The sequence below is a fragment of the Achromobacter veterisilvae genome, from assembly GCF_900496975.1.
Lineage (GTDB): Bacteria > Pseudomonadota > Gammaproteobacteria > Burkholderiales > Burkholderiaceae_B > Achromobacter > Achromobacter veterisilvae.
In genome coordinates, this window is the sequence record NZ_UFQC01000050.1 from 31,950 (window position 1) to 42,337 (window position 10,388).

Genomic DNA, 10,388 nt, shown 5'->3' on the forward strand with positions numbered 1-10,388 from the left:
GCCGCGCATCTGGTTAAATGGCGGCAAGAACGCTGCCGCATTTCCCGCGGACGGCGACCCCATTTTCCGGAGCGCTCGATGGCACGATTCAATTTCACCCAGGATCCCGAAGAACCCGATCTGTGGGCGGCCGAAAACGTCGCCGTGGGCGAGGGGCGTCCGCCTATCCACGTCATGATCCAGACCGATGGCGAGGAACCCTCGAGCGGCGCTTCCAAGGTGGTCAAGGCCATCATCGACAACCTCGACGAGCAAATCGTCGCCGCCGCCGATTTCCTGCTCGACAACTACTCCTACGAACACTACAAGAAGCTCGGGCTGGAAGACAGCCAGTTGCTGCCGGAGGAAACCGCCGAGGCCATGGCGGAAAAGGCCGTGCTGCGGGCCTTGTGGCTGTTCGACGAGGACGGCGACGGCTACGAACTGTGGTTCACGCTGCCTTGGGATCCGGTGCACACGTACGACGTCGAATTCGAGGACGGCGCGCCGGTCTCCTGCTCGGTGAACGACTGACGCCGTCCGGCAGGCCCTAGCGGACCAGCTCGAACCGCGTCGCCTGGGCCTGGCCCAGCGAATCGTCGTAGCGGTACCGCAGCTTCAGGGGCTTGCCCTTGCGCACGGCGCGGGCGCCGGCGTTCTCCAGCACCACGTCGATCTCCCGGTCGAGGAATTCGGTGCAATCGGTATCGGCGCGGGCGCCTTCGGGAATGTCCGCGCTGCTGACCTTCAGCCTGAACATCAGTTGCGTGATCTCCGTGCCGTCGACGCGGTACTGGCGCATTTGTTCCGGCAGGTTGGCCACGGTGCCGCCCAGGTCGCAGGAAATGCGCGTCCAGGCATGCGAGGCGGGTGCGGCGGCCATCAGCGCGAGGGCCGCCAGGGTGCAGCGCAGGCGTGTGGAGATCATGGCTTGCGAAGGGCGCGGGGCGATCGCGCGCCGCGCCGGTATGTCGGGCAAAGGGCTTATATGTTGCTCCCGGCGGTGGTGCCGGTCAAGCCGGGCCGGCCCCAGGAAATCGGGCCTTGCGGCCCGCTTTCCGCCTACGCCCGCTGGCTCGCGGGCTGGACGGCGGGGGGCTCGTCGGGCGCGATGGACGCGGCTTGCGCGCCGGGCGCTTCCTGCTTGCCTTCCAGCTTGGAGATGACGGCGGTGGCCAGGCTGTTGCCCACCACGTTGGTGGCCGTGCGGCCCATGTCGAAGAACTGGTCGATGCCCATGATCAGCAGCAGGCCGGCTTCCGGAAGATGGAACATCGGCAGCGTCGCGGCGACGACGACCAGCGACGCGCGCGCCACGCCGGCCATGCCCTTGCTGGTCACCATCAGCACCAGCAGCAGCGTCAGTTGCTGCGTGAAGCTCATCTCGATGTTGTAGGCCTGCGCGATGAACAGCACCGCGAAGGACTGGTACATCATCGAGCCGTCCAGATTGAAGGAATAGCCCAGCGGCAGGACGAAGCCCGAAATGCGCTTGGGCACGCCGAAGCGCGTGAGCGCCTCGATGGTCTTGGGATAGGCCGATTCGCTGCTGGCCGTCGAGAAGGCCAGCAGCGTGGGTTCCTTGATCAGGCCGCCCAGCCGGATGGCGGACTTGCCCAGGAACAGGTAGCCGACCGAGAAAAGAACCGCCCACAGCAGCGCCAGGCCCAGGTAGAACTCGCCTATCAGCTTGCCGTAGCTGACCAGCACGCCCAGCCCTTCGGTCGTGATGGCGGCGGCCATGGCCGCGAACACGCCCAGCGGCGCGAAGCGCATGACGTAGTCGGTGACCCGGAACATGATCTTCGCAAGCTCGTCGATCATGTTGTAGAGGGTGTCGTGGCTCTTGCCGCGGATGAACGACAGCGCCGCGCCGAAGAACAGCGAGAACACCAGGATCTGCAGGATCTCGTTGGTGGCCATCGCCTCGGCGATGCTGCGGGGGAACACGTGGGCGATGAAGGCCTTGAGCGTGAAATCGCCCGTCTTCAGGCCGGAGGTGGCGCCGGCGTCCGGCAGGGCCATGTTCAGGTGCGCGCCCGGCTGGAACAGGTTGACCAGCGCCAGCCCCAGCAGCAGCGAAATGGCCGAGGCGGCGATGAACCAGATCATCGCGCGCATGCCGATGCGGCCCACGGCGCTGGCGTCGCTCATGCTGGCCAGGCCGGTCACCAGGGTGGCGAACACCAGCGGGGCGATGATCATCTTGATCATGCGCAGGAAAATGTCGGTGACGAGGCTGAAATACGAGGCGATCTGCGCGCCTCTTGCGGGTTCTGCGCGTGGTTGTTGCAGAAGTAGCCCACCACGATGCCCAGCACCATGGCGATGCCGATGTAACGCGTCAGCTTCTTAGTGTTCATGATCAAAACGGAAAACGGCGGCCCCATGCCTGGCCCCGCGGGGGGCCGGGTCCGCCGGCATGGGGCGGGCTTGCGGGTCCAATGACAGACATGCCGGGGCGTCCCCCGCGGCTACGGGTTTACCCTTGGGGCGCGATGTTAACGCCGCAAACCTGACAGCCAGTTGTCAGCAATGCCAGGGCCGGCGCCGGCGCGCCCCGCGGACGCCCGGCAGGCGCGCCAGCCCCGGATTTGTATCAATTTGGAACCGCGGCGCGATCGTCCGCCGCCATGCCAGAATGGCCGTCCGGTGACAAAAAAAAGGAGACTAGGCAATGCTGAAACGCGAACTGTCCGTGCTGGCGTCCGGTTACACCTACCTGGAGGGGCTGCGCTGGCACGAGAACCGCCTGTGGGCGTCGGACTTCTATACCGAGCAGGTCATCGCCGTGGACCTGGACGGCAAGGTCGAACGGATCTGCCAGGTGCCGCAGCAGCCGTCCGGGCTGGGCTGGCTGCCGGACGGCCGCCTGCTCATCGCCTCCATGAAGGACCGCAAGCTCCTGCGCCGGGAACCGGACGGCTCGCTCGCCGTGCACGCCGACCTGTCCGCGCTGACGGGGGGACATATCAACGACATGGTGGTGGACGCGCAGGGCCGGGCCTATGTGGGCAATTTCGGCTTCGACCTGATGGGCGGCGCGCCCGTGCGCAATACGACGATCGTGCGGGTGGATCCCGACGGCGCCGCGCGGGTGGTGGCCGACGGGCTGTGTTTCCCCAACGGCTCCTTCATCACGCCGGACGGCAAGACCATGATCGTCAACGAAACCTTCGGCAACCGCATTTCCGAATTCGACATCCTGCCCGACGGGGGACTGGGGCCGCGCCGCGACTGGGCGGACTTCGGCGCGCTGCCGGACAGCGACGACCTGGGCGTCCTGATCGCCGCGTCGGCCATCGGACCCGACGGCGGCGCGCTGGACGCGGAAGGGGCGCTGTGGGTGGCCGACGCCATCGGCAAGCGCATCGTGCGCGTGGCGCGCGGCGGCAGGATACTTGAGCAGATCGACACCGGCGAATTCGGCATCTTCGCGGCCGCCCTGGGCGGCCCGGACGGCCGCAGCCTGTTCATGGCGGCGGCCCCGGACTTCATCGAGGCCAACCGCAGGGCCAGGCCCGAGGCGCGGATCCTGATGACGCGGGTGGACGTGCCGCACGCCGGCAGGCCGTAGCCGGAATTCGCCCGCCCCGCCGCGCCATCCCCCGTCCGGACGGAGGCGCCGGGGCGGTTTGCATCCTTCGGCGCAAGCCGAATGGCCTGGATACCGGCGGTTGCAAGACCTTTCGTCGAATCCCCCGTAAAATCACACCATTCAGCAGGACTTCAACCATCTTTCAATAGACAGTACCTAAGGAGGACCACTCATGGCCCTAGTCTCCATGCGCCAGTTGCTCGACCACGCCGCCGAGCACGGCTACGGCATCCCTGCTTTCAACGTCAACAACCTGGAGCAGGTCCAGGCCATCATGGAAGCCGCTGCGGAGACCGACAGCCCGGTGATCATGCAGGCCTCGGCCGGCGCGCGCAAGTACGCGGGCGAAGGCTTCCTGAAGTACCTGATCCAGGCCGCCGTGGAATCCTATCCGCACATCCCCGTGGTCATGCACCAGGACCACGGCCAGTCGCCCAAGGTCTGCCAGGGCGCCATCGACCTGGGCTTCTCCAGCGTCATGATGGACGGCTCGCTCAAGGAAGACGGCAAGACCATCGCCGACTACGACTACAACGTGGACGTGACCAAGAAGGTCGTGGACATCGCGCACAAGCTGGGCGTGACGGTCGAAGGCGAACTGGGCTGCCTGGGTTCGCTGGAAACCATGCAGGGCGACAAGGAAGACGGCCACGGCGCCGACGGCAAGCTGACCATGGACCAGTTGCTGACCGATCCGGAACAGGCGGCCGATTTCGTGCGCAAGACCCAATTGGACGCGCTGGCCATCGCCATCGGCACCAGCCACGGCGCCTACAAGTTCACGCGCAAGCCCACCGGCGACATCCTGTCGATCTCCCGCATCAAGGAAATCCACGCCCGCCTGCCCAACACCCACCTGGTGATGCACGGCAGCTCCAGCGTGCCGCAGGAACTGCTGGCCGAGATCCGCGAATTCGGCGGCAACATGAAGGAAACCTACGGCGTTCCCGTCGAGGAAATCCAGGAAGCCATCAAGTACGGCGTGCGCAAGATCAATATCGACACCGATATCCGCCTGGCCATGACCGGCGCGATCCGCCGCTTCTTCGCCGAAAACCCGGAAAAGTTCGACCCGCGCGAATACCTGAAGCCGGCCCGCGCCGCCGCCAAGGCCATCTGTGTCGCCCGCTACACGGAATTCGGCACCGCCGGCAACGCCAGCAAGATCAAGGCGCTGCCGCTGACCGACATCGCCGCGCAGTACGCCTCGGGCAAGCTGGCCCAGGTCGTCCAGTAAGCACCCGTCCAGGGTAAAAAGGGGTGGGTCCTTGCGGACCCGCCCCTTTTTTTTGCAACCGTTCTTGCTAGGCCGGCGGGGAGTTGCGGGGGAAGTGCGGCACGCCGCGGTCCACGTGGTGCCAGGACGGGGCGGAGTCGGTCCAAAGGCTGACCTGGGCGTGGAAGGCCTCGGGGTCGTCCAGCGAGCCGGCCCGCACGACTTCGTATCCCATGCCCTCGGACCCGCCGAACAGCGGCGTGCCGCAGTCCGCGCAGAAGCTGCGCATGACGGTGTGGCCCGAATCGCCCCGGTAGCGGTGTTCCTTGGCGCGGCCGCGCAGGAGTGTGACGGAGCCGGCGGGGAAGATCAGCGCATGGGCCGGGGCGCCGCCGCTGGAATACTGGCAGTCCCGGCAATGACAGGTGGCGGCCGAGATCGGCTCGTCGGTGACGGCGTAGCGGATGGCTCCGCACTGACAGCCGCCGGTGAGATGCACCTGCGCGTCGGCGCGGGCGGTGCGTTTGAGGATAGCGTCCTGCATACGGCTTTGTCTCCGGGCTTGGGGTGAACGGGCCCTAGGGTCAGCGCCGTAACGCCAGCGGCGGTCGGCGCGCATAGTGGGAGACCACAGCCTAACCCGCGCGCCCGGCGGCGTCGAGGGGCGGGCGGGCTGCCAGACCCTTCCGGGCGTCCGGCAAAGCGGGCCCATTTGCAGTAACCTATGCGCTTTGCAGGACCCGCGCCCCGCGCCGGCCTTGCCCCGCGGTTCCCGGATCCCGTTCTACTTCCCGCCCTGGCGCCTGCCCGAGGCGGGAATCTTCATTATTGCCATAGGCCATTTCCCGTGACTTCTGCTTTGCATCAATCCAGCATCAAGTCCTTGCCGCTGCTGGGCCGCGGTAAGGTGCGCGATATGTACGCGGTGGGCGACGACAAGTTGCTGATCGTCGCGTCGGATCGCATCTCCGCCTTCGACGTGATCCTCGACGACCCCATCCCCGGCAAGGGGCAGGTGCTGACCGAGCTGACCGAATTCTGGCTGCAGAAGCTGGCCCACATCCTGCCGAACCACTCCACCGGCGTGAAGCCCGAAGACGTGGTGGCGCCGGACGAAGTGGAGCAGGTGCGCGGCCGGGCCGTCGTGGTCAAGCGCCTGAAGCCCATCCTGGTGGAAGCTGTCGCCCGCGGCTACCTGATCGGCTCGGGCTGGAAGGACTACCAGGCCACGGGATCGGTCTGCGGCATCCAACTGCCGGCCGGCCTGCAGCAGGCCAGCCAGTTGCCCGAACCCATTTTCACGCCGGCGGCCAAGGCCGAATTCGGCATGCACGACGAAAACGTGGACTTCGCCCACGTGGTCAAGGAAGTCGGCCAGGAAATGGCGGAACGCATCCGCGACGTGACGCTCAAGCTGTACGCCGAGGCGGCGAAGTTCGCGGCCACCAAGGGCATCATCATCGCCGACACCAAGTTCGAATTCGGCCTGGACGACGACGGCACGCTGTACCTGATGGACGAAGTGCTGACGCCCGATTCCTCGCGCTTCTGGCCGGCCGACGGCTACCGCGTGGGCATCAGCCCCCCGTCGTTCGACAAGCAGTTCGTGCGCGACTGGCTGGAAACCCAGCCCTGGGACAAGACGCCGCCCGCGCCGCGCCTGCCCAAGGACGTGCTGGAAAAGACGGCCGCCAAGTACCGCGAAGCCCTGGACCGCCTGGTCGCCTGACCGGGCCGCCTTTCCAGGCAGAAGAAAGCCGCTCGGCGCCGAGCGGTTTTTTTTCGTCCGCGGCGGGCGCGTGGACACGCCCCGGGTATTCGATAGGATTTATTGCTGATTGTTACGGTATACTTTTCCGCTGCTTGTATCGGGACGTCCCAGAAAGGAGCGCTACGCATGGTAATGATGTTGCCTTTCCTGACCGGCCTGGTCGCCGTGTGGTTCGGGATGCTTGGAAAGCGCCGCCCCTGCGTGACCTTCTGGCTGCTCACCCTGGCGATCTTCGCCGCCTGGTGCCAATACCACATGACCAGCCCGCTGGCGCTGTCGTTCTAAGGGTCGGACGATGATCTTTTCCCGCAATCCCGCGCGCGGCTCCCGCATTCTGAACGGCCTGGCGCTGCTGGGCGTCACCGCCGCCCTGGGCATGGCGTTCTTCTGGCAGTTCGTCTACGACGAACTGCCGTGCCCGTTGTGCCTGCTGCAGCGCGTCGCCCTGGTCCTGGCCGGCGTGGGGTTCCTGCTGAACCTGCGGCTGGGCCCATCTCCGATGCACTACGCGATGAGCATCGCGGCCGCGCTGGGCGGCATGCTGGTCTCGGGCCGGCAGGTGCTCCTGCACATCGCGCCGGGCGATCCCGGCTACGGCGCGCCGCTGCTGGGCCTGCACTTCTACACCTGGGCATTCATCGCCTTCGCGGCCATCATCGCGTTCTGCGCCGTGATGCTGTCGGTCGACCGCAAGTGGGGCGACAGCATGCTGAAAAAGCCGGTGTCGGCCCTGGGCGTCCTGGTCATGGTCCTGTTTCTCATCGTGACGCTGGGCAACGTCGGCAGCACGACGCTGGAGTGCGGCTTCGGGCCTTGCCCGGACGATCCCACCACCTATCTGTGGCTGGATTCCGGCGCGTCGCGATAGCCGTTCGCCCTCCCGGTTAAAATACCCGGTTTCGCGGCCTGGTTCCGCGGTCCTCCGACTTTCCGCGGCCCGGCGCCGCGGGCTCAACATTCAGACACCGGTTATGACAGCCAAGACTTCCGCAGCGGCAGAGGCCACCCCAGTGGTGGGCGTGATTATGGGTTCTTCCAGCGATTGGGAGGTCATGAAGCACGCGGTCACCATGCTGGAGGACTTCGGCGTGCCCTGCGAGGCGCGCGTGATTTCCGCGCACCGCATGCCGCAGGACATGGCCGACTACGGCGCCGCCGCGCATGGGCGCGGCCTGCGCGGCATCATCGCCGGCGCCGGCGGCGCGGCGCATCTGCCGGGCATGATGGCGGCGCTGACCGAAGTGCCGGTGTTCGGCGTGCCGGTGCCGTCCAAGTACCTGCGCGGCGAGGACTCGCTGCTGTCGATCGTGCAGATGCCCAAGGGCGTGCCGGTGGCCACCTTCGCCATCGGCGAGGCCGGGGCCGCCAACGCGGCGCTGCACGTGATCGCCACCCTGGCGGGCACCGACGCCGGCCTGCACAAGAAGCTGGTGGCGTTCCGCGCCCGCCAGACGCAGGCCGCGCGCGACATGAAGGTTCCGCCCGAGGCCTGACCAGAATGACTCAATCCACTGCTTTCACGATCGCGCCCGGCGGCTGGCTGGGCTTGCTGGGGGGCGGCCAGTTGGGCCGCATGTTCTGCCATGCGGCGCAAAGCCTGGGCTACAAGGTCGCCGTGCTGGATCCGGCGGCGGAATGCCCGGCCGGCATGGTGGCCGACCTGCACATCCAGGCCGCCTACGACGACGAGGACGGCCTGGCCCGCCTTGCCCAGACCTGTCAGGCCGTGACGACCGAATTCGAGAACGTGCCCGCCGACAGCCTGCGCACCCTTGCCACCCGCTGCCGCGTGAGCCCCGCCGGGGACGCCGTGGCCATCGTGCAGGACCGCATCGCCGAAAAGACCTTCATCGCATCGCAGGGCATTCCCGTGGCGCCGCACGCGGCCATCCGCAGCGAAGCCGACCTGCGCGCCGCGCCGGACAGCCTGTTCCCCGGCATCCTGAAAGTGGCCCGCCTGGGCTACGACGGCAAGGGCCAGGCCCGCATCGGCACGCGCGAGGAAGCGCTGGCCGCTTTCGCCGAATTCGGCGGCGTGGCCTGCGTGCTGGAAGCGCTGATGCCCCTGGACTACGAGATCTCGGTGGTGCTCGCGCGCGGCTTCGACGGCGCCAGCGTGGTGTTTCCCGTGGCGCGCAACGTGCACCGCGACGGCATCCTGGCGGTCTCCACCGCCGCGCCGGTCCAGCAGGACGCGGCCCATGCCGAACGCCAGGCCCGCGCGACGCGGGCGGCGCAATCCATTGCGCAGGGCCTGGGCTACCACGGCGTGCTGTGCGTGGAATTCTTCGTGCTCAAGGACGGCAGCCTGATCGTCAACGAAATCGCGCCGCGTCCGCACAATAGCGGCCACTACACGATGGACGCCTGCCTCACCAGCCAGTTCGAGCAGCAGGCGCGCGCCATGGCCGGCCTGCCGCTGGGCGGCACCGACCTGCTGGCGCCCGCGGTCATGCTGAACCTCCTGGGCGACATCTGGTATCCGTCGGCCGCCGCGACGGCGCAGCGCGAGCCCGACTGGCCGGCCGCGCTGGCGGTGCCCACGGCCAAGCTCCATCTGTACGGCAAGCGCGAAGCGCGCCGCGGCCGCAAGATGGGCCACATCACCATCGTGGCGCCCACCGTGCAGCAGGCCCGCGACGACGCCGCCCGCGTGGCGGCGGCGCTGGGCATGCAGGCTCCCGAGTAAGCGCGCCGGATGAACGCCTTGTCCACCCCAGGTTCCGCCAGCGCCGCGGAGATCGCCCAGGCCGCCCAGCGCCTGCTGGACGGCGAATTGGCCGCGTTTCCCACCGAGACCGTCTACGGCCTGGGCGCGGACGCCGAAAACCCGCAGGCGGTGGCCAGGATCTACGCGGCCAAGGGCCGGCCTTCGAATCATCCCGTCATCGTGCACATCGCGCCGCAAGGCGACGTGTCGTACTGGGCGGCGGAAGTGCCGCCGGAGGCGCGCCTGCTGATCGACGCGTTCTGGCCCGGCCCCTTGACCCTGATCCTCAAGCGCGCCCCGCGCATCGCCGATACGGTGAGCGGCGGGCAGGACAGCATCGGCATCCGCTGCCCGTCGCATCCCGTGGCGCAGGCGCTCCTGGCGGCCTTCGCCGCGGGCAAGCCGAACGGGCAGGGCGGCGTGGCCGCGCCGTCGGCCAACAAATTCGGCCAGGTGTCGCCCACGCGGGCCGAACACGTCCGCGGCGAATTCCCCGAAGAGGTCGCCGCCGGCATGCCGGTGCTGGAAGGCGGAGCGTCGGAAGTGGGCATCGAATCCACCATCCTCGACCTGTCGCGCCTGGACCGCGGCGCCGGCCCGGTGCTGCTGCGTCCCGGCCACATCAGCGCCGCGCAGATCGAAGCCGTGCTGGGCGTGCAGGTGTTCGCGCCGGACGCCGCCGCGCCGCGCGCCTCGGGCACGCTGAAGGCGCACTACGCCCCGCGCACCGCGCTGGAACTGGCGTCCGACGCGCGCATGAGCGACGTGGCGCAGGGCCGCGGCCTGCCCGAAGGCCGGGTGGTGGTTGTGGCCTACGGCCCGGCGCCGGCCGTGCTCGATCCCCGGGTGCAATGGCAACCCGTGCCCGCCGATCCTGCGCGCTACGCGCAGGCGCTGTATGGCCTGCTGCGCGATCTGGACAAGCAGGGCTATGCGCGCATCATCGTGCAGGCGCCTCCGGCCACCGATGCGTGGCACGCGGTCAACGACCGCATCGGCCGCGCCGCCGCGGCCTTCACGCTGGACACGACGGATTTGTAGATTCTATGGTTTCACGCAAGCCTGCTTGGCCAGGAAGAGTTCTTGGTCGAAGGGTTTGCGTGATTTCCATACG

The 10,388-nt window shown here is 67.8% G+C and carries 11 protein-coding genes and 1 pseudogene; 9 read left to right on the forward strand and 3 right to left on the reverse strand.

Annotation, left to right across the window (positions count from 1 at the left end; genetic code table 11):
- Positions 1-78: 78 nt before the first annotated feature.
- Positions 79-513, forward strand: a complete 435-nt coding sequence (locus tag AVE30378_RS29020) for a hypothetical protein (RefSeq protein ID WP_129246166.1) — start codon at positions 79-81, stop codon at positions 511-513.
- A 16-nt stretch (positions 514-529) separates the two neighbouring features.
- On the opposite strand, the gene AVE30378_RS29025 is transcribed toward AVE30378_RS29020, so the two are convergent.
- A complete protein-coding gene (locus AVE30378_RS29025) occupies positions 530-907 on the reverse strand; it encodes a hypothetical protein (protein ID WP_129246167.1) in 378 nt (125 codons plus the stop codon).
- A 134-nt stretch (positions 908-1,041) separates the two neighbouring features.
- A pseudogene (locus tag AVE30378_RS29030) lies at positions 1,042-2,342 on the reverse strand (dicarboxylate/amino acid:cation symporter).
- Positions 2,343-2,656: 314 nt separating this feature from the next.
- On the opposite strand from AVE30378_RS29030, the gene AVE30378_RS29035 reads away from it, so the two are divergent.
- The gene (locus tag AVE30378_RS29035) at positions 2,657-3,556 is read left to right on the forward strand and encodes an SMP-30/gluconolactonase/LRE family protein (protein WP_129246168.1); all 900 of its coding nucleotides are present in this window, start codon (positions 2,657-2,659) and stop codon (positions 3,554-3,556) included.
- 193 nt (positions 3,557-3,749) lie between these two features.
- Positions 3,750-4,814 (forward strand): class II fructose-bisphosphate aldolase, encoded by a 1,065-nt coding sequence (gene fba / locus AVE30378_RS29040; protein WP_129246169.1) that lies wholly within the window; start codon positions 3,750-3,752, stop codon positions 4,812-4,814.
- 67 nt (positions 4,815-4,881) lie between these two features.
- On the opposite strand, the gene AVE30378_RS29045 is transcribed toward fba, so the two are convergent.
- Complete coding sequence (locus AVE30378_RS29045; RefSeq protein WP_129246170.1) at positions 4,882-5,337, reverse strand: GFA family protein; 456 nt, start codon at positions 5,335-5,337, stop codon at positions 4,882-4,884.
- 303 nt (positions 5,338-5,640) lie between these two features.
- Between AVE30378_RS29045 and AVE30378_RS29050 the strand changes: the two genes are divergently transcribed.
- From AVE30378_RS29050 to AVE30378_RS29070, 6 genes are all read left to right on the forward strand, one after another.
- On the forward strand, positions 5,641-6,522 hold the full coding sequence (locus AVE30378_RS29050) for a phosphoribosylaminoimidazolesuccinocarboxamide synthase (RefSeq protein ID WP_129246171.1): 882 nt from the start codon (positions 5,641-5,643) through the stop codon (positions 6,520-6,522).
- 168 nt (positions 6,523-6,690) lie between these two features.
- Complete coding sequence (locus tag AVE30378_RS32670; protein WP_043545931.1) at positions 6,691-6,849, forward strand: DUF5993 family protein; 159 nt, start codon at positions 6,691-6,693, stop codon at positions 6,847-6,849.
- 10 nt (positions 6,850-6,859) lie between these two features.
- Positions 6,860-7,432, forward strand: coding sequence for a disulfide bond formation protein B (locus tag AVE30378_RS29055; RefSeq protein WP_129246172.1), 573 nt, complete (start codon positions 6,860-6,862; stop codon positions 7,430-7,432).
- Between the two features lie 103 nt (positions 7,433-7,535).
- Positions 7,536-8,057 carry a 5-(carboxyamino)imidazole ribonucleotide mutase gene (purE, locus tag AVE30378_RS29060; protein ID WP_165360339.1) on the forward strand — a complete coding sequence of 174 codons (522 nt, stop codon included), beginning with the start codon at positions 7,536-7,538 and terminating at the stop codon, positions 8,055-8,057.
- A gap of 5 nt (positions 8,058-8,062) precedes the next feature.
- A complete protein-coding gene (locus AVE30378_RS29065) occupies positions 8,063-9,253 on the forward strand; it encodes a 5-(carboxyamino)imidazole ribonucleotide synthase (protein ID WP_129246173.1) in 1,191 nt (396 codons plus the stop codon).
- Between the two features lie 9 nt (positions 9,254-9,262).
- The gene (locus AVE30378_RS29070) at positions 9,263-10,315 is read left to right on the forward strand and encodes an L-threonylcarbamoyladenylate synthase (RefSeq protein WP_165360340.1); all 1,053 of its coding nucleotides are present in this window, start codon (positions 9,263-9,265) and stop codon (positions 10,313-10,315) included.
- Positions 10,316-10,388 lie beyond the last annotated feature (73 nt).

What these genes read in the sequence shown, in the direction of transcription:
- AVE30378_RS29070 (WP_165360340.1), top strand. Translation starts at nt 9,263, where the DNA reads ATGAACGCCTTGTCCACCCCAGGTTCCGCCAGCGCCGCGGAGATCGCC.
- AVE30378_RS29045 (WP_129246170.1), bottom strand. Translation starts at nt 5,337, where the DNA reads ATGCAGGACGCTATCCTCAAACGCACCGCCCGCGCCGACGCGCAGGTG.
- AVE30378_RS29025 (WP_129246167.1), bottom strand. Translation starts at nt 907, where the DNA reads ATGATCTCCACACGCCTGCGCTGCACCCTGGCGGCCCTCGCGCTGATG.
- AVE30378_RS29035 (WP_129246168.1), top strand. Translation starts at nt 2,657, where the DNA reads ATGCTGAAACGCGAACTGTCCGTGCTGGCGTCCGGTTACACCTACCTG.
- AVE30378_RS32670 (WP_043545931.1), top strand. Translation starts at nt 6,691, where the DNA reads ATGGTAATGATGTTGCCTTTCCTGACCGGCCTGGTCGCCGTGTGGTTC.
- purE (WP_165360339.1), top strand. Translation starts at nt 7,536, where the DNA reads ATGACAGCCAAGACTTCCGCAGCGGCAGAGGCCACCCCAGTGGTGGGC.
- AVE30378_RS29020 (WP_129246166.1), top strand. Translation starts at nt 79, where the DNA reads ATGGCACGATTCAATTTCACCCAGGATCCCGAAGAACCCGATCTGTGG.
- AVE30378_RS29055 (WP_129246172.1), top strand. Translation starts at nt 6,860, where the DNA reads ATGATCTTTTCCCGCAATCCCGCGCGCGGCTCCCGCATTCTGAACGGC.
- AVE30378_RS29065 (WP_129246173.1), top strand. Translation starts at nt 8,063, where the DNA reads ATGACTCAATCCACTGCTTTCACGATCGCGCCCGGCGGCTGGCTGGGC.
- fba (WP_129246169.1), top strand. Translation starts at nt 3,750, where the DNA reads ATGGCCCTAGTCTCCATGCGCCAGTTGCTCGACCACGCCGCCGAGCAC.